Source organism: Shewanella litoralis (assembly GCF_009828585.1).
In the GTDB taxonomy this organism is placed as follows: Bacteria; Pseudomonadota; Gammaproteobacteria; order Enterobacterales; family Shewanellaceae; genus Shewanella; species Shewanella litoralis.
This window is the reverse complement of the sequence record NZ_WSRZ01000003.1, coordinates 51,303-77,748: the sequence shown is the minus strand read 5'-3', so window position 1 is coordinate 77,748 and position 26,446 is coordinate 51,303. Positions and strand designations below refer to the sequence as shown.

General features: G+C 44.2%; 23 protein-coding genes. 7 read left to right on the top strand and 16 right to left on the bottom strand.

Annotated elements, in window-relative coordinates; translation table 11 throughout:
- Nucleotides 1-17: 17 nt before the first annotated feature.
- The 3 genes from GQA99_RS04240 to GQA99_RS04230 all read right to left on the bottom strand — a co-directional run bounded on the left by GQA99_RS04240 (nucleotide 18) and on the right by GQA99_RS04230 (nucleotide 2,310).
- On the bottom strand, nucleotides 18-914 hold the full coding sequence (locus GQA99_RS04240) for a phosphoribulokinase (RefSeq protein ID WP_160052612.1): 897 nt from the start codon (nucleotides 912-914) through the stop codon (nucleotides 18-20).
- A gap of 131 nt (nucleotides 915-1,045) precedes the next feature.
- A complete protein-coding gene (locus tag GQA99_RS04235) occupies nucleotides 1,046-1,294 on the bottom strand; it encodes a YheU family protein (protein ID WP_160052611.1) in 249 nt (82 codons plus the stop codon).
- A gap of 2 nt (nucleotides 1,295-1,296) precedes the next feature.
- Nucleotides 1,297-2,310: a hydrolase gene (locus tag GQA99_RS04230; RefSeq protein ID WP_160052610.1), complete on the bottom strand. Its 1,014-nt coding sequence runs from the start codon at nucleotides 2,308-2,310 to the stop codon at nucleotides 1,297-1,299.
- 112 nt (nucleotides 2,311-2,422) lie between these two features.
- On the opposite strand from GQA99_RS04230, the gene GQA99_RS04225 reads away from it, so the two are divergent.
- Both GQA99_RS04225 and GQA99_RS04220 read left to right on the top strand, forming a co-directional pair.
- Nucleotides 2,423-2,935, top strand: coding sequence for a TAT leader-containing periplasmic protein (locus GQA99_RS04225; protein ID WP_160052609.1), 513 nt, complete (start codon nucleotides 2,423-2,425; stop codon nucleotides 2,933-2,935).
- Nucleotides 2,936-2,962: 27 nt separating this feature from the next.
- Nucleotides 2,963-4,549: a GMC family oxidoreductase gene (locus GQA99_RS04220; protein ID WP_160052608.1), complete on the top strand. Its 1,587-nt coding sequence runs from the start codon at nucleotides 2,963-2,965 to the stop codon at nucleotides 4,547-4,549.
- Between the two features lie 16 nt (nucleotides 4,550-4,565).
- On the opposite strand, the gene GQA99_RS04215 is transcribed toward GQA99_RS04220, so the two are convergent.
- Together GQA99_RS04215 and GQA99_RS04210 are read right to left on the bottom strand one after the other, a co-directional pair.
- On the bottom strand, nucleotides 4,566-5,030 hold the full coding sequence (locus GQA99_RS04215) for a TIGR02444 family protein (protein ID WP_160052607.1): 465 nt from the start codon (nucleotides 5,028-5,030) through the stop codon (nucleotides 4,566-4,568).
- Nucleotides 5,031-5,075: 45 nt separating this feature from the next.
- Nucleotides 5,076-6,992, bottom strand: a complete 1,917-nt coding sequence (locus GQA99_RS04210) for an ABC transporter ATP-binding protein (RefSeq protein WP_160052606.1) — start codon at nucleotides 6,990-6,992, stop codon at nucleotides 5,076-5,078.
- A gap of 145 nt (nucleotides 6,993-7,137) precedes the next feature.
- Here GQA99_RS04210 and GQA99_RS04205 point away from each other — a divergent pair, with 145 nt between their 5' ends.
- The gene (locus GQA99_RS04205; RefSeq protein ID WP_188920256.1) at nucleotides 7,138-7,335 is read left to right on the top strand and encodes a YheV family putative zinc ribbon protein; all 198 of its coding nucleotides are present in this window, start codon (nucleotides 7,138-7,140) and stop codon (nucleotides 7,333-7,335) included.
- A gap of 20 nt (nucleotides 7,336-7,355) precedes the next feature.
- Here the strand turns inward: GQA99_RS04205 and GQA99_RS04200 are convergent, their stop codons facing one another.
- From GQA99_RS04200 to sfsA, 8 genes are all read right to left on the bottom strand, one after another.
- A complete protein-coding gene (locus tag GQA99_RS04200) occupies nucleotides 7,356-7,874 on the bottom strand; it encodes a DUF4124 domain-containing protein (protein WP_160052605.1) in 519 nt (172 codons plus the stop codon).
- A gap of 521 nt (nucleotides 7,875-8,395) precedes the next feature.
- Nucleotides 8,396-9,250 (bottom strand): pantoate--beta-alanine ligase, encoded by an 855-nt coding sequence (gene panC, locus GQA99_RS04195; RefSeq protein WP_160052604.1) that lies wholly within the window; start codon nucleotides 9,248-9,250, stop codon nucleotides 8,396-8,398.
- Between the two features lie 78 nt (nucleotides 9,251-9,328).
- On the bottom strand, nucleotides 9,329-10,123 hold the full coding sequence (gene panB, locus GQA99_RS04190) for a 3-methyl-2-oxobutanoate hydroxymethyltransferase (RefSeq protein WP_160052603.1): 795 nt from the start codon (nucleotides 10,121-10,123) through the stop codon (nucleotides 9,329-9,331).
- A gap of 65 nt (nucleotides 10,124-10,188) precedes the next feature.
- On the bottom strand, nucleotides 10,189-10,680 hold the full coding sequence (gene folK / locus GQA99_RS04185; RefSeq protein ID WP_160052602.1) for a 2-amino-4-hydroxy-6-hydroxymethyldihydropteridine diphosphokinase: 492 nt from the start codon (nucleotides 10,678-10,680) through the stop codon (nucleotides 10,189-10,191).
- A complete protein-coding gene (locus GQA99_RS04180) occupies nucleotides 10,680-11,990 on the bottom strand; it encodes a polynucleotide adenylyltransferase PcnB (protein ID WP_229785832.1) in 1,311 nt (436 codons plus the stop codon). Before GQA99_RS04180 ends, folK begins: the two co-directional genes overlap by 1 nt.
- Before the next feature lie 217 nt (nucleotides 11,991-12,207).
- Complete coding sequence (gene gluQRS, locus GQA99_RS04175) at nucleotides 12,208-13,110, bottom strand: tRNA glutamyl-Q(34) synthetase GluQRS (protein ID WP_160052601.1); 903 nt, start codon at nucleotides 13,108-13,110, stop codon at nucleotides 12,208-12,210.
- Between the two features lie 128 nt (nucleotides 13,111-13,238).
- Nucleotides 13,239-13,682: an RNA polymerase-binding protein DksA gene (dksA, locus tag GQA99_RS04170; RefSeq protein WP_160052600.1), complete on the bottom strand. Its 444-nt coding sequence runs from the start codon at nucleotides 13,680-13,682 to the stop codon at nucleotides 13,239-13,241.
- Between the two features lie 139 nt (nucleotides 13,683-13,821).
- Nucleotides 13,822-14,526, bottom strand: coding sequence for a DNA/RNA nuclease SfsA (sfsA, locus tag GQA99_RS04165; protein WP_160052599.1), 705 nt, complete (start codon nucleotides 14,524-14,526; stop codon nucleotides 13,822-13,824).
- Between the two features lie 239 nt (nucleotides 14,527-14,765).
- Here sfsA and pepB point away from each other — a divergent pair, with 239 nt between their 5' ends.
- From pepB to mrcB, 4 genes are all read left to right on the top strand, one after another.
- A complete protein-coding gene (gene pepB, locus GQA99_RS04160) occupies nucleotides 14,766-16,040 on the top strand; it encodes an aminopeptidase PepB (RefSeq protein ID WP_373291408.1) in 1,275 nt (424 codons plus the stop codon).
- A gap of 1,062 nt (nucleotides 16,041-17,102) precedes the next feature.
- Nucleotides 17,103-19,424 carry a putative bifunctional diguanylate cyclase/phosphodiesterase gene (locus tag GQA99_RS04155; protein ID WP_160052597.1) on the top strand — a complete coding sequence of 774 codons (2,322 nt, stop codon included), beginning with the start codon at nucleotides 17,103-17,105 and terminating at the stop codon, nucleotides 19,422-19,424.
- Between the two features lie 66 nt (nucleotides 19,425-19,490).
- The gene (gene hrpB, locus GQA99_RS04150) at nucleotides 19,491-22,055 is read left to right on the top strand and encodes an ATP-dependent helicase HrpB (RefSeq protein ID WP_229785830.1); all 2,565 of its coding nucleotides are present in this window, start codon (nucleotides 19,491-19,493) and stop codon (nucleotides 22,053-22,055) included.
- A gap of 61 nt (nucleotides 22,056-22,116) precedes the next feature.
- Nucleotides 22,117-24,414 (top strand): penicillin-binding protein 1B, encoded by a 2,298-nt coding sequence (gene mrcB, locus GQA99_RS04145; protein ID WP_160052595.1) that lies wholly within the window; start codon nucleotides 22,117-22,119, stop codon nucleotides 24,412-24,414.
- Nucleotides 24,415-24,494: 80 nt separating this feature from the next.
- Here the strand turns inward: mrcB and GQA99_RS04140 are convergent, their stop codons facing one another.
- From GQA99_RS04140 to GQA99_RS04130, 3 genes are all read right to left on the bottom strand, one after another.
- Complete coding sequence (locus GQA99_RS04140) at nucleotides 24,495-25,322, bottom strand: potassium channel family protein (RefSeq protein ID WP_160052594.1); 828 nt, start codon at nucleotides 25,320-25,322, stop codon at nucleotides 24,495-24,497.
- Nucleotides 25,323-25,433: 111 nt separating this feature from the next.
- Complete coding sequence (locus GQA99_RS04135) at nucleotides 25,434-25,769, bottom strand: hypothetical protein (RefSeq protein WP_160052593.1); 336 nt, start codon at nucleotides 25,767-25,769, stop codon at nucleotides 25,434-25,436.
- Nucleotides 25,770-25,792: 23 nt separating this feature from the next.
- Complete coding sequence (locus GQA99_RS04130) at nucleotides 25,793-26,446, bottom strand: hypothetical protein (RefSeq protein WP_160052592.1); 654 nt, start codon at nucleotides 26,444-26,446, stop codon at nucleotides 25,793-25,795.

The following is a 26,446-nucleotide window of genomic DNA, read 5'->3' as shown; positions in this document are numbered from 1 at the left end:
ATTGACTTAAATTAAGCTTAATCAGGCTTGATATCATTGATGTTTTGCAACTCTATTCGTTTATCTATTAAGTCTTTAATCAGGGGCGTTAAGATAAGCTCCATGGCTAAGGACATTTTACCACCCGGTACCACTAGCGTATTAACTCGAGACATGAACGATCCCTGGATCATGTTCAGGTAATAAGGGAAGTCGACGTTATTAATGCCGCGAAAGCGGATCACCACGAAGCTTTCGTCAAGACTAGGAATATCTTTAGCGCTAAATGGGTTTGAGGTATCTACGGTAGGCACGCGTTGAAAGTTAATGTGGGTGCGTGAGAACTGCGGCGTCATGTGATTAATGTAATCATCCATACTGCGCACGATAGAGCCCATGACTTTTTCACGGCTGTGACCACGTTCAGTGGTGTCTCTAATGATCTTTTGAATCCATTCCAAGTTAACAATCGGCACCATGCCAATCAAAAGGTCGACATGTTTTGCTACGTCGGCATCATCAGTCACTACGCCGCCATGTAATCCCTCGTAATAGAGCATATCAGTATTTTCTGGGAGATCGCGCCACTGAGTGAAAGTACCTGGCATTTGGTTGAAGGGCACCGCTTCGTCAAAGGTATGTAAATAACTGCGGGTTTGACCATTGCCCGTTTCACCATAGCTAATGAAGCACTCTTCGAGTTTTTTAAAGTTGTTGGCTTCAGGACCAAAATAGCTAATATTACGATTTTCAGCTTGCGACTTACGGATTAATACTTCCATTTCTGCGCGCGTGAAATGATGAAAGCTATCGCCTTCCACAAATGCGGCATTAATACCCAGTTGCCTAAATATGTGAGTAAAGGCCGTTGTGGTGGTGGTAGTGCCAGCACCAGATGAACCGGTTACAGCAATAATAGGATGTTTTGCTGACATGTTATTTGCCTACGTTTGTGATTCACCAAAAAAATCGAGTCACTAGTTATACGGTAATCATCACCTGTGGGTCAATTAATCACAGGTCATGATATTAATATTTATATAGAATTATTGCTTAAGCATGCAGGTTAATTATTAACTCTTGCTGAAATATGTTCACGCTGACGGATCGCAATCGATTCATCATCTTCACTGTATTCAACAACCAGTTCGCCCTTTTTAAGTGCATGCTTACAGCGCTCAGTTGCGTGAGCCAGTTGTTGCTCGTCAACATCACTAAAACTGCCATCTTCGAGTTGCGACAATAAATACTCTTTAATCATTGCTTGCAGTGTTTCCTGAGGCAATGATAATAACGCTTCATAGGGGACAAGCATGGTTATTCCTTATTTGTCGCAGTAGCAGTATGCGTTACCGACGCTTTATGATCGTCAGCAAGTAAAAACTGGATAATACGATCTTCTAGATAGAATTTGGGTTTCCACGGCCATCCGCCATCCACAAAGCCAACATGGCCACCAAATTGATGTAGCTCATATTCTACCATTGGCGATAACTGATCTTTGCTAGGGATCACATCGTCAGTCATAAAAGGGTCGTCTTGAGCATGGATCACTAGCGTTGGCTTAGTAATGTGTTTTAAATAGTTCATCCCACTCGATTTTTGATAGTAATCGTTCACCCCTGCAAACCCGTGTAAAGGCGCGGTGACTTGATCATCAAATAAATAAAATGTGTTGAGCATTTTAAGTTGTTTTTTATTGATGGGCATTTGCGCCGTGAGATCGGGGGTATTGATTTTATTGAGCATTTTTCGCCGTAAACGTTTAATTAAAAAGCGTTGGTACACGGTAGAAAAACCACTTTCTAAACGTTTTGCACACGCGGCTAATGTTAACGGCGCCGACACCACGACAGCCCTTTCTAATAGGCTATCTTGTTGCTTACTTCCCTGATATTTTGCCAGCACATTGCCGCCTAAACTGTAACCTACAGCAAAGAGTGGCGACTCAGGGTAGTACTGTTTTAACTGCAACAAGGTATAGGCTAAATCATTAACATCACCGCTATGATAACTGCGGGCTAAACGATTTGGCTCACCAGAACAGCCTCTGTGATGGTGCACTACCGCTGCGATTTTGGCTTTTTTAGCCTCTAACAGCATTCTGCGTGCATAATGCGATTCGGTATTCCCTTCAAGCCCGTGAATAATCACTAAAATGGGTTCACCATTTTGAGCTTGGCCTAGCCAATCTAAATCAATAAAATCACCGTCAGGTAACTCTTGTCTTTGTCTAAATGTTGCTGGTTTGGCCACTTTGAAAATAAACGGTAAAATCGTTTGCACGTGCGGACTTGCAGCCCACCAGGGAGGAGAAAACATCTTTTTCATAAAGGGAATCGTTCTGCAATTGTTTGTGAATATTTAAACGTGTGTTTAAATGTTACTCATGCCACTTTAGCATATAAAAATTACCGACAACAATAACTCAAAGGGGAAGTAAATGAAGCGACGTACCTTTCTCACTGGTGCTTTTGCAGGAACGGCTGCACTGGCATTAGGTGTTAATCTGTATGTGCCAACATCTTCAACAGCGGCAGATGATATCCATCATCGAGTGTTGTTTAGTGTGTTTATTCCTATTTTTCTTGATGGTAGTTTACCTGAAGTGGCCAATCACAGAGAGATGGCGATTAATCGAACCTTAGATGCTATTTCACAGTCGATTACCCATTTACCTCAAGCCCAGCAAGATGAATTGATGGAGCTATTAGATTTACTTGAAGGCCGTTTTGGTTTGTTGTTGCTCAGTGGCAGTATGACGCCGTTATTGGGGCGTGAACCGCAACAATTGATCGATATGCTAGAGTTTTGGCGTTACAACTTTCTCGATATGTTAAAAACAGCCTATTCAGGACTGCGTGAGCTTATTATGGCCAGTTATTATGCTTGCCCTGAACATTGGGGTAACTTGCGTTATGCCAAGCCCACTTTCTTAGTTAGTAATGCAAACTAATCACCCTGTGTTTAAAGGAGTATTCTCGTGGCTATTATTGATCCTATTATCACTGGGTTAAGTTCAGGTTGGCACCATATTGATGCTAGTACGTTAGAAAAAGACCGTCATTTTGAGGCGGATGTTGTTATTGTTGGTACGGGTGCTGGTGGCGGTACTGCGGCTGAAATATTGTCTCAAGCTGGGCTTAAAGTCATTATGATTGAAGGTGGGGCGTTAAAGTCATCGACTCACTTTGATATGGAAGAGCGCCATGCTTACCCTAATTTATACCAACAAGCCGCAGCATTAAAAACCGCAGATAAAGGCATTGGTATTTTTCAAGGCCGCACGGTTGGCGGTTCAACAACGGTTAACTGGACCACCTCGATACGCACGCCTGAACCGACATTGGATTTTTGGCAACAATCTAAATCTGTTAAAGGCTTGTCGGCGACGGAGTTACAGCCCTGGTTTGAAAAAATGGAGCAGCGTCTCAATATCGAGCAATGGCAATACGAGGCAAACCGTAACAACGGCGCATTACGTGATGGCTGTGAAAAATTGGGTTGGGAATACACGGTCATAAAACGCAATGTTAAAGGCTGTTGGAACACCGGTTATTGCGGAATGGGTTGCCCGGTTAATGCTAAGCAATCGATGCTGGTAACCACTATACCAAGCGCACTTGAGCATGGTGCGACATTAATCTCACGGGCCAAAGTCGTCAAGCTTGAACATAAAGGCGATAAGGTCGTAGGCTTAACCGCACAAGCCATGACAGAAGGGTTTAAACCTACTGCATTAACAATTACATTCAGTGCCAAGCATTATATTTTAAGCGCAGGCGCTATTCACACGCCAACTATTTTAATGCGCTCAAATACGCCCGATCCTCACAAACAACTTGGTAAAACCTTTTTGCATCCGTCGTTATTATCTGGCGGTATGTTTGCGGAACAAATTAATGGCCACAGTGGCGCGCCGCAATCGATATATTCCGATGAGTTTGTCTGGCAAGACGGTGCTGCAGGTGAATTAGGTTATAAGTTAGAGGTCGCGCCGGTGCACCCTGTGCTTATTGCATCTAAAACCATAGGTTATGGCGTTAGTCACGCACAGCTAATGGCTAATTTTAATCAAATGCAGGTCACCATTGCATTAATCCGTGACGGTTTTAATGAACAAAGCCCAGGCGGACAAGTGCGGTTAACCGATAATAGCTTTGCCCTTGATTACCCCTTAACTGATGGTTTTTGGAGTGCAGCGCGTCGGGCATTTTTATCGATGGCGGAATTGCAGTTTGCCGCAGGAGCTAAAAAGGTATTGCCGATGCACGATGGTCTAAGCTTTTTTGAGTCCTGGAATGATGCTAAACAAAGCATAAATCAATTAGATTTGGGTTTAATTAAGACCATTGTAGCTTCAGCGCATGTGATGGGCGGCTGCCCTATGGGCGAAGATAAAACCCAGGCAATGGTCGACAGTTATGGTAATTCACACTATTTTGAAAACTTATCAGTGATGGATGGCTCTGTGTTTCCAACCAGCCTAGGGGCTAACCCACAATTGACTATCTATGGCATTGTAGCCCGTAATGCGACAGCATTAGCGCAAAAGCTGACAGCGAAATAGCCTCATTTTTGATGGATTAGATGGCGCTGTCATCTAATCCATAAATGCTCAGATACGCATTGACATTACTGCTCACACTTGGGCTGTCAGTGTTTGTGCTATTCGATGTTGGTTGCTCATCTATTGAGTGAAGTTTCTGCAATAAAAACTGTTGTGACTTTCGCTCCATTATCAATTCAACATCAAGCATTTTTTGGTATTCATCTTCTGCTAAATGTCTTTTGGCAATTCGGCGTAATTGACGGTAAGGCACTAATACCGAATCTTCCCATTTCTCAATAACACTCAACATGCTTTGCCATTGTTCGGCAGACAGTAAAAAGGCTTGCTGATCAAGATATTGTGCTAAAAGTAATACATTAACATTAACGTGATAGCTATCTTGCAGTTGGATATAGGCGTTTGGGTTTTGGCTGTAAACGAGTTCGCATTGATGCCACAATGTATGAGTAAATACAGGGCGCTTGAGTGTAGCTTGCATGAGATGTCCTAAGGCGTTTATGGATAAACGCCACAGCATAAAAAGTTATTGTTGAACCGCTTGTTCAATCTCTTCAATTTGCTCTTGTAGCTCTAGCCAGTTCATTTCACTTTCGTCCATTTCCTGGGTTAAGCTGGTGCGCTCGTTAAGCACTTGAGTCATTTTGGCTTTGTTTTCGGCTTCGTATAAGCTGCCATCTGCCAGTTCTGTCTCTAATTCAGCTAATCGTTGTGAAATCTTTTGTTGCTGTGTTTCCAACTTAGCTTGCTGCTTTTTAAGCGGTGAGGTTTTTTGTCTCAGTTCTGCTTCAATGCGCTTTTGCTGTTTTTTATCGATTTGATCGCCATTAGCAGCTTGAGATTCACTTTTATTGCTGGCTTGAGCGGCTTTTGCTGCATCGAGTAACCATTGATGATAATCGTCTAAATCACCTTCAAAAGACTTCACCACGCCTTGATCAACCAGGTAGTAGTCACTGCAACTTAGACGCAATAAATGACGGTCATGCGATACAATAACCATAGCCCCTTCAAAGCTTTGTAATGCCATGGTTAACGCATGACGCATTTCTAAGTCTAAGTGGTTGGTGGGTTCATCGAGTAACAGCAGGTTAGGGCGTTGCCACACCAATAATGCCAATACTAAACGTGCTTTCTCACCACCAGAAAAGGGTCTTACTGGGGCTAAAGCCATGTCGCCATTAAAGCCAAAACCCCCTAAAAAATTACGTAATTCTTGCTCGCGCGTACTGGCCGGAGCTAAGCGTACTAAGTGCTGTAGCGGTGAGTCGTCTAGGCTTAAAAACTCGATTTGGTGCTGGGCAAAGTAACCAATATTGAGCCCAGGGTTAGGCTCGTACTTGCCGGTTTTAGCGTGGAGTTGCCCTGATAACAACTTAATTAAGGTCGATTTACCCGCGCCATTACGGCCTAATAAACCGATACGAGCACCAGGCACCAGATTAAGCTGTACTTTTTTAAGGATAGTTTTGTCGCCATAACCAATCGACACATCTTCCATTGCAACAAGTGGATTAGGCAGGGCTTCTGGCTCTCTAAATGCCATTTGAAAAGGATTATCAACCTGTGATGGTAATAACTCTGCCATACGCTCAAGCGCTTTTAAACGGCTTTGTGCTTGTTTTGCTTTACTGGCTTTGTAACGGAAACGGTCAACAAACGATTGCATGTGCGATCGTTCTTTTTGTTGGCGTTCAAAGGCAACCTGTTGTTGCGCCATACGTTCAGCACGTACGCGTTCAAAGGCGCTGTAATTACCTTTGTAGAAATTTAATTTATGATTTTCAACATGAACAATCTCATCAACAATGCCATCAATAAAGTCGCGGTCGTGACTGATAAGAATTAATGTGCCTTGATACGATTTAATCCAACCTTCTAGCCAGTACATGGTGTCTAAATCTAAGTGGTTGGTTGGCTCATCGAGCAGTAATAAATCTGAACGGCATAATAGCGCCTGGGCTAAGTTAAGGCGCATACGCCAGCCACCAGAAAAACTTTTAACGGGGTTACTTTGCTCTGCTTCGCCAAAGCCTAAACCGGCAAGCAATGCACCTGCACGTGCGCGAATAGCATAACCACCAATTGCATCAATTTTACCGTGAATAAGGGCGATGGCATTGCCGTCATTGTCATGCTGAGCCTGATTGAGCTGGGTTTCGAGTTGGCGAAATTCAACATCGCCATCAAGCACGTATTCCAGTGCCGATACATCAAGTGCAGGCGTTTCCTGGGCTACGGTGGCAATTTGCCAACCTGCAGGCAAGCTAAAGTCGCCTTTATCAAGATGTAAGTGGCCCAATATTAGTGCAAGCAATGATGATTTACCGGTACCGTTAGCACCTACGAGTCCGACTTTATGGCCAGGGTAGATAGTGAGTGAGGTTTCATCGAGGAGGGTTTTACTGCCGCGAACTAATTGAGCTTGGCTAATGTTGATCATTAATTACAACTTGATTGCTTAACAATAGAATAATGACGTAGATGATATCGCATCTGCAATTTATTTCCCACAATCACGGGACTCATGTGGGTGAATAAGGCAAACTAGGCGTATATATGTAAAAGGTATTCATTAAGAGATAATCATGACTAAAATCAAAAAACGCTTTGTTGCTGGGGCTAAATGCCCTAAATGTGGTGCGCAAGACAGTATTTTGTTGTTTAAAGAAAATGGAATCGAAACCGTAGAATGCACAGATTGTGATTACCGTGCATTACAAACCGATATAGAAGTGCCGAAAAAAGCCAGCGGCAGTATGATTGGGGTGTTTAAGCCAGATTAATGGGGCTTTGGGCGCTAAGTTTAATTACTCATGTATTCATCAGGGGGAGTTTCAGCTGAAATTTTCATTTTATGCTGATTCAACACCCTGATAACATTATTGTTATTTTTAGTTAAGTCATTAAATCGGTCGGTAATTTCTTGTAACTCTAAGCCATAGCTAGGGTCATCTTTTGGCTTGGTTTGCCAATATCGTTTACGGTCTAGCTTTTGAATCTCGCTGGCGCGAAGAATTTCAAAATAGCTGTTTTCTTGTTTAAGACGATAGATTTCTCCGTCTAACAACTGCAAAAGTTTTTCTTTGGAAATGGTTTGTTTGTTTAATAACGCTTTAAGCGGATCTTCTTTTAATTCACGCTTGTCTGAATCAACCTCGGTGGTAATACCGAGTTGATATTCAATTTTATGTTGGCGAAATTCTTGTGGGCAAACAGTTTGGCTGAACACGACTTTTTCGTCTTTCATGCATTTGTAAATAGTATTCGCCTGAGCCCCAAAAGTGCTCAATGCAAACAACATGAATAACAGTCTTTTTGCCATGCGGCCACACGTCCTTTTGCTATACTATTTTGATTTAGTTGCACAGTGTAATGCTGTAACACAGCTCATTTTTACACTCTTTAAACAACGACATTTACGTGATTTAATTCAATCTGCTTATTTTACATGACTGAATTGATGCCACTGACCACCGTGTCTAGCTGCATATCGCATCACTTAATTGCATTTTGAGTGCAGTTAACTGCTCGTGTAGTCACAACCATGACAAGGTGTTGTTAAGGTTGTGATAACAATGTATTTGATTGAGCAGATTATCATAGTTTTACCGTACTCAAGTAAGACATTCGCCATTCTCGCTACCGGATATTCACTACAGTTGCACCATATTTACTCAATGAAGCCAGTCTTGCCCTATTTAGGCAGATTGTTGCACTGATTAAATATGGGTCAAGTTTATCGATAAAACCAGTTTTTTGACAATCAATTTTTACTTAAAAGAACAATCTTTGTTTTTTATTTTATTAACTTAGCAAACAAACAAAGGATTATTCACATGACTGTTATTGAGGGTGACGGGAAAATGACACGTTATCAATCAAACGGGCTTTGCCTAAGTAAGCGGCAACAATCACAACAAGCTGGTTATCGTCTGCGGTTGCTTGGCGTAACGTATTGGCATTTCTCAGTTCAAAGTAATCAGGTGTAAAGCCTGCAGCTGTTATTTGTTGTACAGCTTGCTCGATGGCATCTTGTGGGGATTTGTTGTGCTGCACAGCATCAATCACACTGTCTATTGCGCGCTTTAGCGCCGCCGCGTTGTGTTTTTCATCTGCGGTTAAATAGCCATTACGTGAACTCATTGCCAGGCCTGATGCTTCGCGAATGGTATCAATACCAATCACTTCGATTGGCATAGATAAGTCTTCCACCATGGTTTTGATAATCATTAATTGTTGAAAATCTTTACGTCCAAACAATGCCATGTCTGGCTGCACAATATTAAACAGTTTAGCGACAATGGTTGCCACGCCACGAAAATGACCAGGGCGGCTCGCGCCACATAATTCATCGCCAATATGGGGGACTTCGATAAAGGTTTGCTCAGCTAAGCCTTTAGGGTAAATAAGCTCTGGCGTGGGAGTAAATAATAGCTCAGCACCGGCGCCAACCAGTTTTTCGCTGTCTTGTTCGAGCGTACGTGGATAACCGTCTAAATCTTCTTTAGGGCCAAATTGCATTGGGTTAACAAAAATAGATACCACCACGTGATCTGCACGGGTTTTGGCTTCTTTAACAAGGGTGATATGGCCTTGATGTAAGTTACCCATGGTAGGCACAAAAGCCACGGTTTCGCCTTTGGCGCGCCAGGCTTTGACATGTTCGCGAATGGTTGAAATGGCAGCGGTGGTAATCATGTTATTGTCGAACCTTACTAAAATAAACGCGCTTGTGCGGCATTGTTTTTATGGCCGCACAAGCAGGTGAGTTTGTGGCTAGTTAAATGTGTGTTCTTCAGCAGGGAAAGTGCCTTTAGCCACTTCGTCGATGTAGGCTCTAATGGCTGAGCGAATTTCGCCAGTTTGCTTAAGGTAGTTTTTAGAAAAGCGTGGAATATAGCCGCTCGAAATACCTAGCACATCGTGCATCACAAGGATTTGTCCGTCAGTATCAGCACCTGCGCCAATACCTATCACTGGAATGCTTAGGGCTTCAGTTATGGCTTTAGCTAATTGTGGCGGAATGCATTCAAGCACGAGCAATTGTGCCCCCGCGGCTTGCAGCGCTTTGGCTTCGTCAAGAATACGTTGGGCATTTTCTGCATCGCGACCTTGGACTTTAAAACCACCAAATACATTGACTGACTGCGGCGTTAACCCTAAGTGAGCACACACTGGGATGCCACGTTCTGTCAACATTTTCACGCTTTCAAGTAGCCAATGTCCACCTTCTACTTTAACCATGCTGGCACCAGCTTGCATGAGTATTGCGGCGTTAGTCATGGTTTGTTCTGGTGTGCTGTAGCTCATAAATGGCATATCGGCGATTAATAACGCACGAGAAATACCGCGCTTAACACAAGCGGTATGATAAGCGATATCTGCAATGGTGACCGGTAACGTGTCATCATGCCCTTGCAGTACCATGCCCAGTGAGTCGCCCACAAGCAATACATCAACACCTTCGCTGTCAAATGCGCCGGCAAAACTGGCGTCATAAGCGGTTAATGCGGTGAATTTTTTGCCTTCTTTTTTAAACTTGATTAGGGTCGAACTGGTGACTTTTGACATAGTAGTCTCTTAAAAAATTAAAATACTCAAAGCTGAGCTTAATGTGCTGCCGATTAAGATCAACTTTACTCGATAAGCTTTTGCAATTCATCGCGCATTGTCACACTAATCAGGCTTTCAAGGCTGGTATTACAGGGTAGTGTGAGGGTTGGTGCAATGTCTGCTAGCGGTATTAATACAAAGCTGCGTTGTTTCATGCCGTAATGTGGCACTGTGAGTCGTGGCAATGATATTTGCTGTTGGCCGTAAAGGAGTAAGTCTAAATCTAGGGTGCGTGGGCCCCAATGCTGCAGTCTTACTCGGCCCTGCTGTTGCTCGATGGCTTGCAAAGCATCGAGTAGTTCAATAGGAGGTAATGTTGTGATAAAGCCTGCTACGGCATTAACGTAGTCGGGTTGTACCACTTCTCCCATTGGCTTTGACGCATAATAACTCGAAACGCATAACGAATCGTCAATGGCTAGTGCACAAAGTGCCTTAACCGCATCGTCGAGTTGCTGTGTCGGATCCGCTAAGTTCGCCCCCAGAGCGACATACACCTGAATCGCCACTGTCATTACTCAGCTGTCGGGGTAGCTTTAGCCGCAGGCTTACGGCGACGCTTGCGCTGTGGCGCATTGCGGTTACGACTGCTACCACCTTTACTGCCACTTTTGGCTATTTCGCCACGTTCAGTTTCATCGGCTTCAACAAAGCTTTTCCACCAATCAGCAATTTTGGCAATATTACCTGATTCAACTTCACCACGAAGTAGCAGTAAATCGTAACCGGCTCTAAACTTAGGGTTCTCTAACATTTTAAATGCGCGAGTCCCTTGGCTACGTTCTAAACGAAGCTGCAGTTGCCAAATATCTTTTGCTGGGGTGCTAAATCGACGTGGAAGACTGATGGTACGACATTGTTGTTCCATCACATCACCCATCGCAGCAACGTGAGCGTCGTAATGGGTTAAGCCACTTTCGATAGCAATATCATCAGCACGTTGTTTTAGCGGATACCATAATATTGCCGCGTAGAAAAAGGCTGGGGTAACCGGTTTGTCCTGGCTAACGCGTAAGTCGGTGCTACTCATCACAGCTTGCAACATTTTAGCAGCATGGCCTTTTGGCGATTCGCTAATTAATGCGCTAACTTGTGGAAATAACGGCGCAAATAAACCAAAACTTTGCATCATGTGGTAATTGGCTTCAGCTTTACCAGCAAAAAAGAGTTTTAACACTTCTTCATACATGCGCGCGGCAGGAATGTCGCTTAATAATGGCGCTAATGCTTTTATTGGCGCGGCTGTAGTGGCATCGATTTGCATGTCTAACTTAGTGGCAAAACGAACCGCACGCAGCATACGAACAGGATCTTCACGGTAACGCGTTTCAGGATCGCCAATGAGCTTGATTGTGCGATTATTTAGATCGCTAATGCCGCCGCCATAACTGCGAATAGAATAGTCGCTGATATCGTAATAAAGTGCGTTGATGGTGAAATCGCGGCGCTCAGCGTCTTCGTCAATTTCGCCATAAACGTTGTCACGCAGTAAGCGACCTTCAGCGTTTGACTTAGATATTTTGTCGTCAGTTTCACCATGGTGACCACGAAATGTAGCTACTTCGATAACATCGCGACCGAATACAATGTGAGCCAGTCTGAATCTACGTCCTACTAGACGACAATTGCGGAATAACTTTTTAATGTCTTCTGGGGTGGCATTGGTCACAACGTCAAAATCTTTTGGCTGTAAACCCAGTAAAATATCGCGCACACCGCCACCGACTAAATAGGCTTTGTAGCCTGATTTGTTAAGGCGATAAAGCACTTTTAGTGCATTTTCACTAATTTGGCGACGTGAGATTGAGTGACCATCTCTGGAGATGATATCCAGACGTAAGCCATCTTCTTGAATGGGCTCTTCAAGGACTGGAGCTACTTTGTTGTCTTCAAATAGCTGTTTACAGAATTGGCTGATACGGCGAAAAATAATACACCTCGTAATACTAGAATAAATTGATTAAAAATCTGGCGGGTATAATACCTTAAATGTGATGCAATGAGTATATACGTAAAGCCGCTAAAAGCCGTTAATGCTCACCTTAATTGCATTTACCACTTATGTCGCCAGGTTTGTGTGCTAATACGATTTCTTTTTGTTTAGGGATCCTTGCCACATTAAATTGTGTAACAGCTTGTTGGAGCATGACCTCGACTGAATCAATATCAACAGGTGTTTGGCCTAAAAACGCTAATGCAGCATTAATGCTGGCTTGAGGGTGTGTAGTGTCAATGGCAGGTGCATGATTTTGCTTTGATAATTTAAAGCCCTTTTCAGCACAGGCTAATGGCAAATGTAACCATTGCGGAGCAGCTAAGCCCAATAATGAAAATAAACTGATTTGCCGGCAACTCGCTTCGAGTAAATCACAGCCTCGAACGACCTCTGTAATGCCCTGGTAAGCGTCATCTAACACCACTGCAAGCTGATAAGCGTACAAGCCATCACTGCGTTTAATGATAAAGTCTTCAGCGGCAAAGTGACTATCGACAGTGACTTTACCTTGCACTATGTCAGTAAACCTATCGATTTTAGCCTGGTTGCGGACCCTAATTGCACCTTGAGTGAGCCGCGGTTGGCATTGACCGCAACGGCCGTCGTAAAGCCCACCACTTGCCTGAATTATTTTGCGAGTGCATTGGCAAAAGTAGGCTTGATCAAGCTTAATTAATTGATCGATTTGTTGTTGGTAAGCGTCATAACGTTGGTGTTGATATAACGCTGTGCCATGCCAATGTAAGCCATAGGCATCAAGTGTGCGCAGTATATCATCGCTGGCACCGGCTACTTCACGTGGGGGATCAATATCTTCAATGCGAACGAGCCATTGGCCTTGTTGGTGGTGAGCGCGAAGGTAACTGCCAAGCGCAGCAATAAGCGAACCAAAATGCAGAGGGCCAGAAGGGGATGGCGCAAAACGGCCAATATATTGAGTAGTGCTCATAGCGGTGAATTTTTTAGTCGCTAAGTTTACACAGACGACACCTAAAATATGGTACGTGACTGTGTTGTTTATTTTTTAGATTTAAGAAAACAAAAGGGCGAGATAATCTCGCCCTACTGAATAACAGGTTAACCTGCCATTTGTTTTTCTTTAATTTCTGCTAGCGTCTTACAATCGATACATTGATCGGCTGTAGGGCGAGCTTCAAGACGACGGATGCCGATTTCAACACCACAAGAATCACAGAAACCGAAATCATCTTCTTCAATTTTCTGTAATGTCTTTTCAATCTTCTTGATCAGTTTACGTTCTCTATCACGAGCACGTAATTCTAAGCTGAATTCTTCTTCTTGTGCTGCACGGTCTACAGGATCAGGAAAGTTAGCAGCTTCATCTTGCATGTGAGTTAACGTACGGTCGACTTCTTCACGCAATTGGTTACGCCATGCTTCGAGGATCCGTTTAAAGTGACCTCGTTGCTTGCTGTTCATGTACTCTTCACCAGCTGACTCCTGGTAAGGATTTACACCAGCAATAGCGAGTACGCCAAGTTTTTTAGTGCCTTCAGGCATAACGCATCTCCTGTAATCTTTTGCGTTTTAAGGGCGTCTTAAATTTACGGCCGCTGTGTCTTATTTTTACGGCCGCTATCTATACCAGAAACTCTATAGCTAGGCAAATTTTTTACGTAGTATTTTAGTGTTTTTTTATCTACAACACGACTTTACAAGGTTCGACAATGTGACTTCCTTGTGGAGACAATGCTGTTTTATAGGCTAACACTTCAACACCCTTAGCAACGGCTTGTTCAAGTAAGTCTGCGTATTGTGGGTCGATATGTCGCGCGGGTTTTACGATTGATATACCACTGTGCTGCACCACAAACAATAATACCGCTCGGTGGCCCATTGTGACCATTTGGATAAGTTCACGTAGATGCTTTTGTCCCCGCGTTGTGACGGCATCTGGAAAGTAGCCCACTTGGTCTTCTAGCAAGGTACAACTTTTCACTTCAATATAGCACTCTGGGCGGGTTTGGCTAGTGAGCAAGATATCGATTCTGCTATTTTCATTGCCATATTTTACTTCGCGTTTTAGGGTGTCATATCCTTGCAACTCAGTAATAACTTGCTGGTTAATTGCTTCTTCGGCCAATGCATTGGCCCAGCCGGTATTGATACCAATAAAATGTTGTTGATCGGTTTGCATTATCTCCCAGGTATGGGGATATTTTCGTTTAGGGTTATCTGAGGTTGAAAACCAAACGGGCTCTCCTGGAAACAAGCAGTTTTTCATTGAGCCAGTATTAGGACAATGGATAGTGATGATTTGTCCGTTGGGTAGAGCAACGTCGGCCAAAAAGCGTTTATAGCGTTTTAGCAATACACCCGTTTCTAATTTTGGTTCAAATAGCATGTGTATCAATATGTCATGGGTTGATTTACAACAATGTTAACAAATTTTAGCTTGGTTTATCGATTGTGTTTTGTCTACACTACTGGCATTAGCTCGTGTTTAAGGCTGGGCCCGCAGTTTAGGTTATTAAGCGTTAATGCATTCGCTTAGTGAATACGATTTTATCTCAATAAATCGATGCTTAAAAAACAACAGGCTCTACAGTATTTGCGCTATTGGGCGCACAACAAGGAATGACAATGGATATTATGACGGTAACGCTTACTAATGACGCACCTGCTGCGCATTGGGGTAAAGCAGATGTGACTTATCAGGGCGCGCAAACACTGATCCATTTATCTGGCAGCGATGAACTACGCCAGGTGCAAATGGCCGCACGAAAAATACGCAATCAAGGCGTTAACACAGTGCAACTCACTGGCGATTTATGGAATCTGCATTCTCAATGGGCTTTTGCGCAAGGTTTTGCCACTGCTAAAGCGGGTTATCAAGTGCTTTGGTGTGGTAGTGATGCAGATCAAGCAACGTTAACTCAACGCGCTGAAGCGGCTCAATTTGCGCGTAAGTTAATTAATGACACCCCAGAAGATTTATCGCCAGTGGGTTTAGCGACACAAGCTGCGGCCTGGTTAAAAAATATTGGTGGCGACAAGGTCAGTTTTACAATTGTTGAAGGCCAGGAATTATTAGAGAAAAAGTGGGTTGGTATTCATGCTGTAGGTCGTGGCAGTGAACGTCCACCGGCATTGCTTGAGCTTGATTTTAACCCGCTTGCAGCAGATGCTCCGGTATCGGTTGCATTAGTGGGCAAAGGGATTACTTTTGACTCAGGTGGCTACAGCCTTAAATCATCAGAAGGCATGTTGGCAATGAAATGCGACATGGGTGGGGCGGCAACAGTGACCGCGGCTTTAGGCTTAGCGATGAAGGCGGGCTTAAATAAGCGTGTAAAACTGTTTTTATGCTGCGCAGAAAACCTAGTGAGTGGCCGAGCATTTAAGTTAGGCGATATCTTAACCTATAAAAATGGCACCACAGTTGAAATCGTGAATACTGACGCTGAAGGCCGTTTAGTGTTAGCCGATGGTTTGCAGGCTGCATCAGATACAGGCGCGCCATTGATTATTGACGCCGCAACCCTGACTGGCGCCGCAGTTATGGCTGTAGGTTCTAATTACAACGCTATTTTCTCGCCGCAAACGGCCACACTGCAACTTGCTCAAAAACGTGCAGCAGCAGTGTCTGAAAATGTATGGCCACTGCCATTAGATCCATGGCACAAAGATATGTGTCCATCGGCTTATGCCGACACGGCAAACAGTCGTCCAGTTAAAGGTGGCGGCGCGGGTGGCGCATCTAATGCGGCTGGTTTCCTATGGCGCTTTGTGTCACCACAAGCTAATTGGTTACACGTTGACTTAGCGGGCGCATTTGAGTCTTCTGCATCAGCACTTTGGGCTGCGGGAGCAACCACGCATGGCGTACTCACAATTGCAGAGCTACTAAAAGACTAGCCCTCAAGCGCTAGTAAACTCAAACATAACCGCAGATAATAACGTTTATTATCTGCGGTTTTTTGTTACTACAGTTGTCAAAATTTATGGATTGAATCGTCGAGCATTAAGCAGCTTATAATACCAATTCCATTAATTATCTGGTCATTCAGCGGGAGTTCTGTGCCTTCTAGGCAAGTAATAGAATTGTAGGCATAGTTGCTCTCGGCAACTGCTCCTGCGTTGCTCTACCTCCTGCATCCATGCAGTCGTACGTCAAAATGCTATTAAGCAGCATAGAAGGCACAGAAACCCGCCTTGTAGGAGGCACTCAGACTGTCCATTTCTTTGTTGCATTGCCTTAGAAGGGAATAACCATTATTTCAACAATGCGCCTCAAACTGAACAATCTGAGTGACTCTGATTGGTCACATAATTAACGGAAATGGTATAACATCGTAATTTTGGTGTGCATCGCAATATAGGTAAATTTGCCATGTTAATATAATGGAATAAGTTAACGTATGGCGCGCATTGATATTCGCGAATGTGTAAGTTAGTTATGGTGCTTAAATAATGCGTATGGCGAAGTCGTCTCGGGAATCTTAAACTGTGAGTTGTGCTGGTTGCGGTAATGCGCATAGCTCTAACCAAGGGTGAAATATCATTTAGGCGTAACGCTTATTTGTTCAGTATGGCCTGAGTAACTGGTCCGATCTACTTGGTCTAAAAAGACGCTTTTCATGTGTAAACAGAGAGGGAGGCTCGTTTAGTCATAGGTGAGGGAAGATGGCTCAAACCCATGCAGTAGCGCTAATATTTGATTTTTTTGTGTCTTCTTTTACATCAAGTTCAACAAGTGATTACTGCCAATTGCGAATATGCATTCGCTTACCCTTAATTAGTAATGAGTTGTATCCCAACCCCTAATAGACTATTAATACAGCATGATATAAACAAATATCGTTAATTGTGAGTGACTAAACTACACTTAGATTAGTGTTAATGACAAACTTCACGATAAAATAGCGCCTGTTTTTATCCCTAAGCAAATTGAATTGCAAACCTTGATTGAGTTGATGAATGGCAGATAGCACCCAACAACTATTGAAAAGTGTGTTCACAAATGGACCTATTGAAGGGAATAATACCTCGGTGTTAGATCTGCTCAATCGGGCGCTTAAACTTGTCTGTAACAGACTCGATTGCAGTGCTGCATTTATACTGACTAGCCAATATGACAATGTGTTTGCCCCCGACAGTGATATTATTGATACCACAGAGCAGCAATGTGCTAGCCATTTTACAGCTTCACCCGACACGCAGGCCTTATTTAATCATACCGTTAATCAACATCAAGTATTGAGTGAATCATTACTGGCAAATTCCCAATCTATTATTTACAGCGCATCACAATGTAATGATGAACTACATGAAAATACGCCATTACTTGCACCGTTATTACATACCTTTGCATCGTTAAACATCGACTGTAAGCACTTTGCCCTCAGCCCTGTTTTGCGAGTGGGTAATGTTAAAGTCATATTGGGTGCTCTGTGTGTCTCGGAGCCAAAACCGGTAGCCGATGATCAACCCGATCCTTGCGCGTTTGTGGCTAAAATACTTGATGATACCGCCTATCAATTAGCGTCAGCATTAGAATTACGCCGTTTAGCGGTGGTGCTTGATAATAAAAATAAGCAATATCAAGAATTATTCCAGTTATTACCAATGGCCTGCGCATTGATCGATTTACATAATAATGTCGTGCTGCAAAATGATATTTGGCAAAGTTTGTTGCCCATCAGGCAAGGCGATAACCTATTCCATGTTGTGCGCGATGAAGATCATCCGTTACTTAACGATACGTTGCATATTGTTCGCGAAGGCATTCTGCGTCAGGCCTGGTGTGAAATCCCTCTGCGTAATGGCATTAAGAACCACTGGTATAAATTCAGTTTTTGTCATGCGTTAAATCGCCAGCAACAATTACTACTGATGGTAGAAGACGTGACCGAACGATATCGTTTGGCCGATGAACTGTCGTTCCATTCAAATTATGACATCCTGACGGGTTTACCTAATCGAGTGCAGTTTGAAAACATGCTCGAAGTACTGCTAAAAGATGAAGATCATGTTCCGGCCTGCATTGCGTTTCTCGATCTCGATCAATTTCAGGTGGTGAATGATCTCAGTGGCCATCAAGCTGGCGATCAATTACTGCAACAAGTTGCTGTGCGCTTAAAGCAGTTACTGCGCAAAGGTGATGTTGTGGCGCGTTTAGGCGGCGATGAATTTGGTTTGTTAATGCATTATTCAGACAAGTCTTCGGCACAGCAAGTTGCCAAACGAATTTGCCAACAATTGTTTGATCATGAGTTTGTGTGGAAAGGCATTAAACACAATATCAGTGCCAGTATTGGTATTGCTCAAGTTGACTATGCTGACACTGACATTTATGGGGTAATGAGTAAAGCTGATGCAGCGTGTCAATTAGCAAAAGAAGATGGCCGTAATCGTTGGCATTTTTATAATCCAGACGATCCGCAAATGCACATTATGTATAACCAAATGTTAGCGTCTGTCGACATTGCTGGTGCATTGGCGCTGAATCAATTTGAATTGTTTTACCAACTCATTGAACCTCTCGATAAACAAGAAAGCGGCATCCACATGGAAATCTTGCTGCGCATGGTTCAAAGTGATGGCACTTATGTGTCACCAGGGGTCTTTTTGCCTGCCGCAGAACGTTATAATTTGGCGCCGCGAGTAGACCGCTGGGTGATAGATAATCTGCTAAAATGGGGCGGTGAAAACCTCAATATTTGGCAGCAACTGTCGATGGTGTCGGTTAACTTATCCGCTATGTCATTAGCAGATCAAAAGTTTATGAGTTGGCTTGAAATGCGCCTGATGGTTGAGCCTGAACTAGTTGATAAATTATGTTTTGAAATTACTGAAACCGCCGCCGTTAGCCAGTTAGAGCAAGCCACTGGACTAATCGATTTACTCAAACCCTTTGGCTGTAAATTGGCCCTAGATGATTTTGGGTCTGGTTTTTCCAGTTTTGCCTATTTAAAATGCCTTGATGTTGATTACGTCAAAATCGATGGTCAGTTTGTGGTGAATTTATGCAGCAATCGCAGCGACAAAGCCATTGTGTCGGCGATTTGCCAATTAGGTAAAGACATGAACTTTGAAGTGATCGCTGAGTTTGTTGAAAACACCGATATTGGGGAATATCTGAGAAACATTGGTGTCGATTATGCCCAGGGTTATGCCATCAATAAGCCAACCCGGCTTGCCGAATTAACCAGTGGTATACGCACACCATGGTTAACTGACGCGATCAGTATTGTCAGCTCTGAAGAAAGACAGGCATTAGGGCTGAGTGCTACCGATTAGTGCATGTATCCTTGCGACGTAATAGTATAAAATACGTCGCAAATAGCGATAAAAAAGTAAATGCCGTTGACCTCATCACACCCTTCACTTGCAATATTGCCAATTCATGCTGTGTTAGCTGACATCCGCACTGCATTTAATCAGCAATCACAACTCATACTTGAAGCGCCAACCGGCGCGGGCAAGTCAACCGCTTTGCCATTAGCCATGCTAACCTGGCCCGAAATCAGCGGCAAAATACTCATGCTTGAACCAAGAAGAGTTGCAGCACGTAACGTGGCGCAATTTATTGCTAAGCAATTAGGGCAAGCTGTTGGTCAGGATGTGGGGTATCGGGTTCGTGGCGACACGAAAGTGAGTAAACATACCCGGCTCGAAATTGTCACCGAAGGCATTTTAACCCGCATGATCCAGCACGACCCAGAGCTTACCGGTGTTGCTGTGATTATTTTTGATGAAATTCATGAGCGTCATTTACCTACCGATCTCGGCCTTGCGCTCGCGCTTGAGGTGCAACAATCCCTGCGAGATGACTTAACCATTATCGCTATGTCGGCCACCTTATCAGGTTTACCTCTGGCAGAATTAATGCCCACTGCACAGCAAATTAGCAGTGAAGGACGTAGCTTTGAGGTGCAGCATCACTATCAACCTTGTCTAGCGCAGCAACCATGGTTAATGCATATGGCCAAGGTGATTAACGACACAGTAAACGATGCCAGCTTAGCTGAATATCAACTCGGCAGTGTGTTAGCATTTTTACCCGGCAAAGGTGAAATCAACAAACTGGCCCGTTTGCTTCGTGAACGTTTAGATCCAACATGGCTTATTTGCCCTTTGTATGGTGACTTAAGCTCTGCAGAGCAAGATCGCGCCATAGGCTTAACCGAACCCGGTAAACGAAAAATCGTGCTGGCCACCAACGTAGCTGAGTCGAGTCTCACCATCGAAGGCATCACGATTGTTATTGACAGTGGTTATCGCCGTGAAGCCAGCTTTAATCCTAAAACCGGGGTGACGCGTTTAGGGCTTAAGCGTATTAGCCAAGCATCTGCCGTGCAGCGAAGTGGGCGTGCAGGGCGTTTAGCGCCGGGTTATTGTGTGCGTTTATGGAGCCAGGAAGAGCATGGCCGCCTGCGCAAAGTCGATGAGCCCGAAATTAGCCAAAGCGAACTCACCTCAATGGCATTAGATTGTGCCAGTTGGGGAGCCAAGGCTTTCAATGAATTAGCATTACTAACAGCGCCGCCAGCTATCCATGAGCAAGTGGCGTGGCAGCTATTGCAACAGTTAGCGTTAACTGACCCCCAGCGAAAATTAACACCACTGGGCCATGAGGCTTATGCGTTAGGCTGCCATCCTCGTTTAGCTCACATGTTACTTAAAGCCAAACACATTGCCAGTGAACAATCTCAGCCGCAGTTGTGTGTGTTGGCTTGTGTGCTAGCGGGTATTATTGAAGCGCGCGGCTTACCCAAAAAAGGCGCCGATATTCACCATTACCTTGCTGAAGCACTGCACGGGCAAATAAAGCAACAAGTGCGTCAATGGCAACAATCCTTGGGGATTTCTGGCCAAGTGCAAGATGCCATAAGCCAGGCTTCAACTCGAGACATCAGTTATTTGTTAGCGCTTGCTTACCCCGACCGTATTGCTAAAGCACGTGGTCATGATGGTTTTTTACTCAGCAACGGTACCGGCGTGGTCATCGCAGCTGACGACAGCCTGGCACACGAACCTTGGTTAGTGGTTACTGACTTTCAAGAAAATCAAGGCCGCAATGCCGGCCAGGTGTATTTAGCCGCCCGACTAGATGTACGTTTATTTGATGATGAACTCAGCGAGTTAGTCACTCGCCAGGTGCAAGGTGGTTGGGATGAGGCAAAAGGGCGATTTTTTGCCGAAAAACACACTAAAGTCGGCCAGATAATTATTAAAACAGAAACCGGTATGGCACCAGAGCGAGCTCAAATTACCGCAGCATTGTTAGAACAAGTTCGTGTCAAAGGGTTAACAATACTTAATCGTGAAGAGGCTTTAATCCAGTTACAATACCGAGTCGAATTAGCGCGATATTATGCCCCGCAGCATGACTGGCCTTGTTTAACCGACGCGTATTTACTTGCCACCTTGTCTGATTGGTTAGCACCGTACATTGAACAGGTTAATTCACTGACTTCATTAGCTAAAATTGATGCCTATGGTTTGGTGAAAAACCGCTTAAGTTGGCAGCAGCAAACGTTACTTGATGAGTTAGTACCTACACACTGGCCAATGGCGACAGGGACTCGGGCACCAATAAGATATCAAATGCCTCTCGATGCTGAAGGGCATTTTTATCATAATGATGAACAACAAGGCCGAGCATTATTAAGTGTGCGTTTACAAGAAGCGTTGGGTTTAGCGCAAAGCCCGAGTATATTGCAGGGCAAAATGACCGTCGCCATGGAATTATTGTCTCCAGCACAGCGTCCATTAGCCGTGACCGCAGACTTAGCCAGTTTTTGGCAAGGACCGTATGTTGAGGTGAAAAAAGAAATGCGTGGCCGCTATCCTCGACATTTATGGCCAGACGACCCTGTGAACACCGTCGCCACCAAATTTACTAAAAAGAAAACGCCAGGTTTATAAGTAAACCGCATGTGAGTTAAGGCGAGTCTATTACTGTGCAACATTAAACGAATGAAGATTTATGACAAAAAAAACAACCAAGAAACCCCGCGCTAAAAAAGCTTCTACATCATGGTTTCGATCGCTTTGGTCGTTAACATGGAAACTTGCTATTGTCGGGCTCGCCGTGGTGACATTCTATGCGATCTATTTAGATCAAATTATTGCGCAGAAATTTGAAGGTCAAAAGTGGCATCTACCTGCACAAATGTTCAGTCGTTCAATGGCGTTGTACCCAGGCGCAGCGGTTAACCATCCGCAACTCATGGCCGAATTAAAGCTATTAGGTTATCGCAAAGTCGCTAATCCTCGTCAAGTGGGTGAGTTTTCTGCATCTAGCACTCGCATTGAGCTGTGGCGCCGTCCGTTTTTGCACCCAGAAGGCAATCAAGTCGAACAACGTGTGATGATTAGTTTCGACTCTGATGGCGTGAGTTCTGTTAAGCGCATGTCTGACAAGCGCGAATTAGCAGTATTTCATTTAGAGCCCGTGCTGCTTGATCGCATTATCGCAGGGGATGGTGAAGACCGTTTATTTGTGCGCACGCCAGAAATGCCAACCAGTATTGTCGATGCCCTTATTTTAGTTGAAGACCGCAGCTTTTATGATCATTACGGGGTTAATCCGTTGGCGATTGCTCGTGCAGCGTTAGTGAATATTAGTGCCGGACGCACGGTTCAAGGTGGTTCTACCCTAACGCAACAGTTAGCCAAAAACTTCTTTTTAAGCAGCGAGCGCTCTATTGTGCGCAAAGTACGTGAAGCATTAATGGCGCTGATTATTGATTTTAGGTACAGCAAAGATGAGATTTTAGAAGCGTACCTGAATGAAGTGTATATGGGGCAAGACAAGGCTCGCGGTGTACACGGTATGGGCTTAGCCTCGCAGTTTTATTTTGGTCGTCCTGTGGGTGAATTAACCGTGTCACAGCAAGCATTTTTGGTGGCAGTGATCAAAGGGCCGTCTTACTACAATCCTTGGCGTTATCCTGAGCGTGCTCAGGAGCGCCGTGATTTGGTACTGCGCCTATTAATGGAAAACGACAAACTGACTGTTGCGCAATACAAGGCTGCAGCAGAGTCACCGCTGGGCTTACGCAGCTCGCAAAAATCAGTGCATCAAAAACTACCGGCATTTTTTGCTGTGGTAAAACAAGAATTACGTGAGCGTTACGGTGATTCGCTGTTGCAGCAATCTGGGGTTAAAGTTTACACCACACTCGATCCTATGGCGCAAGAGGCTGCCGAAAAAGCAGTGTCATCGACTATGGCTTCATTAGATAAGCGCGCTAAAAATATTCAGGTAGGCATGGTGGTCACCGACAAATACACCGGCGGTATCGCGGCGATGGTTGGCGACAAAGTTCCTGGCTATGAAGGCTTTAACCGCGCTGTTGAAATTCGCCGTCCTATAGGCTCGTTAATTAAACCTTTTGTTTATGCCAGTGCGTTAAATCAAAGCGATAAGTTTTCGTTGGCTACGCCTATTGACGATAAACCCATTACGTTGAAAAACGAGCAAGGTAAAACCTGGTCACCTAAAAACTTCGATAAAAAGTTTAGCGGCCAGGTGCCATTACTCACCGCGATTAAAGACTCAATGAACGTACCGACAGTCAATGTTGGTTTAGCTGTGGGTGTAGATCATGTGGTGTCTACTTTGCAAAAGTCGGGTTGGGAAGAGTCGGTGTCACCATACCCTTCAGTATTATTAGGTGCAGTAAACGGCTCTCCATTGATGGTGGCACAGGTTTATCAAACCTTGGCTGACGAAGGTCGCTATCGTAAGTTGACGTCGATTACCGCGGTGTTAGACAGTCAAAACCAGGCATTAGATGTGAGCCGGGCGCCAAGTTCGCAAGCAATCGCGCCAGCTACCGATTATTTAGTGCAATATGCAATGAATCATGTGGTGCGCTCTGGTACTGCTAAGCGTTTAGGCGCCGCGTTCCCCGGGGTACGATTAGCCGGTAAAACCGGAACCAGTAACGACAGTCGCGACTCCTGGTTTGCCGGCTTTGACGAGCGTAACGTTGCAGCCATTTGGGTTGGTCAAGATGATAACAGCAAAACAGGCTTATATGGCAGTAGCGGCGCAATGGCGGTGTATCAGGCGTTCTTACAGCAACGTCCACCGCTGAGTTTGCGAATGATCCCAGTCAATGGGGTGATTAATGGCTACTTTGACCGTACCACCGGTATGGCTAAGCAAGGCAATTGTGACAATATTATCGGGCTGCCCGCATTAGAGGCCAGCTACCGCCCGGCAGAAAATTGCGGTGAGCCATTGTCCTGGTGGCAAAAGCTGGTGGGTGGCTAGCAAACTGCTATGCCATTAAAAGCCCAAGGTCTTGTCGACGTTGGGCTTTTTTATATATTTGCTGCGCGGTAAGGGTGTTGCTAGGGCTTATCGAGTTGCTGTCTTAGCTTGCTGATTTCTTCGAGCATTTGTTGTTGATTCTGTTCCATCTGCAATTGATTTTGTTGCATCTGTTCTAGTGCCGCTTCAAGTTTACTGTTGATCTGTTCTTTGTGGGCTTCTTTTGCGTCTTGCTCTTCTTGGCGCTCGGTTTCATCAGGGGCGACAAACACCGATGCCATATAACCTGAAATCACCCCGAAAAAGCTCACACCACTGACAATCACTAATCCACCAATCACATGGCCTATAGTACTCACCGGATAAAAGTCGCCATAACCGACAGTCGAAATGGTCACTAATGCCCACCAAATAGCTTGTTCTGCTGTTTGAATATTGGCATTAGGTTCGGCGCTTTCTACTAATAAAATCAATACCGATGCGGTAGCAAGAATTAATACCATCGCTACAAGTAGGCTGGCTAACGTCGCTTGTTTGCGCTGACGAAGCAGGGGGATTAATAACGACCGGCTCATGCGGATTAAGCGGATAACGCGCAGAATTTGAAATATTCGCGCAAAACGCAGCGCTTCAATGGCTGGAATACTGGCGACAAAATCAATCCAGTGATGACGTATATAGTAGGTTTTATTACGCGCCTTGTATAAGCCATGAAAAAACTTACTCAAGAAAATCATACAAATGCTGCTGTCGATATACAAAAGCACTTTATTGGTTTCGGCATCTAAACGGCCAAAAGTAATGGTCAATACAATGACCACAGAGACCAATGACAGCACCATCATGGCTAATTCAAATGGGCTGGGACCATCGACGTTTTTCAGTGTCCAGCGTTTAGATTCAAACATGAATGCCTGCTTTGATTCATTGTTATTAACTTATAAACCTTATCATAACAAAAAACGCACAAGACGTGAGCCTAGTGCGTTGTTTTTAAGCGACATAACCCATAACGGATATTAGGTTGATGACTTTTTATCAACAAAGTGAACTAAATCATCGAGTACACGCTTTTTGATCTCTAATTGAGAGTCGCTGTCTAAACCGTACTTTTGCGCTAATAACACGTAGTCTTCACCGCTTAATGATACGGTTAAACGTGGACGTTTTGGACGCTTAGAGACCGATAATCCGAGGATAGTGCGTATTTGATCCGACGGACTTACGCCTTTATCTAAAGCGGCTTTGCGGATGGAGTATTGAAACTTTTCATCCAGATCAAAAGCCACTTGAGTGGCCTTTGCTGCTTGTTGGTTTTTAAGCCATTTATCGGGTAACGGTTTACCTGAGCTCATAAGAACGTCATCTCCTACTTGTATCAGCTTGCCGGCCAGTATTCTCTAATGTCGGACAATGGGCGATATAAGGTCAACATCACTTCAGTGTCACCGCCTTCATACACTTCAATATCAACGGCATGAGTGTCTTGATTGTTCACTAGGCTATAGCTTTCAAAGCCTTCGCCTTTTGCGCCATTGTCATCTTGAGGTGGCGTTAAGCCGCGGTAATCTTGACGATGAAAATAACCAAATCCAGCAAATTCAACCTGATGATACTCTTCACTTAACCATTGACTAAACTCGGTTTCAAGTTCTGCTGACAGTGGTTGTGTGGTAAGGAGTGCTTTACCGGGTTCTTCAAATATTTCAGCAAAAGCATCAAGGTCAAACATTTGTTCAACATCGGCACGATTGATTTTGATTGAAATACTGAGGTAAGACTCGTCTTCTTGAATATAAGACAAAAAGATTGCCGTGCCGCTATGGCCACGTAATAAGAATTCACAAAGCTGCGAGCGCTGATATTCATAAGTATGAATGGCTTCAACCTTTAGCTGTTGCCCGCGCAATTGCGCGGGCAAAGCAAAACTGTCATCAAGGGTTAACATATCACCCTTGAGCAGTTTGTTTGGGTGGTCAAGCTGGCGCTTCGGGGCTTCTTTTTTGCCAAAAAGGCCGCTAAGAAATCCCAT

Coding starts and splice junctions, on each gene's coding strand:
- GQA99_RS04130 (WP_160052592.1), bottom strand. CDS start 26,446: ATGGGATTTCTTAGCGGCCTTTTTGGCAAAAAAGAAGCCCCGAAGCGC.
- GQA99_RS04135 (WP_160052593.1), bottom strand. CDS start 25,769: ATGAGCTCAGGTAAACCGTTACCCGATAAATGGCTTAAAAACCAACAA.
- GQA99_RS04205 (WP_188920256.1), top strand. CDS start 7,138: ATGACTAAAATCAAAAAACGCTTTGTTGCTGGGGCTAAATGCCCTAAA.
- GQA99_RS04155 (WP_160052597.1), top strand. CDS start 17,103: ATGGCAGATAGCACCCAACAACTATTGAAAAGTGTGTTCACAAATGGA.
- dksA (WP_160052600.1), bottom strand. CDS start 13,682: ATGCCTGAAGGCACTAAAAAACTTGGCGTACTCGCTATTGCTGGTGTA.
- GQA99_RS04230 (WP_160052610.1), bottom strand. CDS start 2,310: ATGAAAAAGATGTTTTCTCCTCCCTGGTGGGCTGCAAGTCCGCACGTG.
- GQA99_RS04140 (WP_160052594.1), bottom strand. CDS start 25,322: ATGTTTGAATCTAAACGCTGGACACTGAAAAACGTCGATGGTCCCAGC.
- GQA99_RS04215 (WP_160052607.1), bottom strand. CDS start 5,030: ATGCAAGCTACACTCAAGCGCCCTGTATTTACTCATACATTGTGGCAT.
- gluQRS (WP_160052601.1), bottom strand. CDS start 13,110: ATGAGCACTACTCAATATATTGGCCGTTTTGCGCCATCCCCTTCTGGC.
- mrcB (WP_160052595.1), top strand. CDS start 22,117: ATGACAAAAAAAACAACCAAGAAACCCCGCGCTAAAAAAGCTTCTACA.
- GQA99_RS04225 (WP_160052609.1), top strand. CDS start 2,423: ATGAAGCGACGTACCTTTCTCACTGGTGCTTTTGCAGGAACGGCTGCA.
- GQA99_RS04210 (WP_160052606.1), bottom strand. CDS start 6,992: ATGATCAACATTAGCCAAGCTCAATTAGTTCGCGGCAGTAAAACCCTC.
- pepB (WP_373291408.1), top strand. CDS start 14,766: ATGGATATTATGACGGTAACGCTTACTAATGACGCACCTGCTGCGCAT.
- GQA99_RS04240 (WP_160052612.1), bottom strand. CDS start 914: ATGTCAGCAAAACATCCTATTATTGCTGTAACCGGTTCATCTGGTGCT.
- panB (WP_160052603.1), bottom strand. CDS start 10,123: ATGTCAAAAGTCACCAGTTCGACCCTAATCAAGTTTAAAAAAGAAGGC.
- GQA99_RS04200 (WP_160052605.1), bottom strand. CDS start 7,874: ATGGCAAAAAGACTGTTATTCATGTTGTTTGCATTGAGCACTTTTGGG.
- panC (WP_160052604.1), bottom strand. CDS start 9,250: ATGATTACCACCGCTGCCATTTCAACCATTCGCGAACATGTCAAAGCC.
- GQA99_RS04235 (WP_160052611.1), bottom strand. CDS start 1,294: ATGCTTGTCCCCTATGAAGCGTTATTATCATTGCCTCAGGAAACACTG.
- folK (WP_160052602.1), bottom strand. CDS start 10,680: ATGACAGTGGCGATTCAGGTGTATGTCGCTCTGGGGGCGAACTTAGCG.
- sfsA (WP_160052599.1), bottom strand. CDS start 14,526: ATGCTATTTGAACCAAAATTAGAAACGGGTGTATTGCTAAAACGCTAT.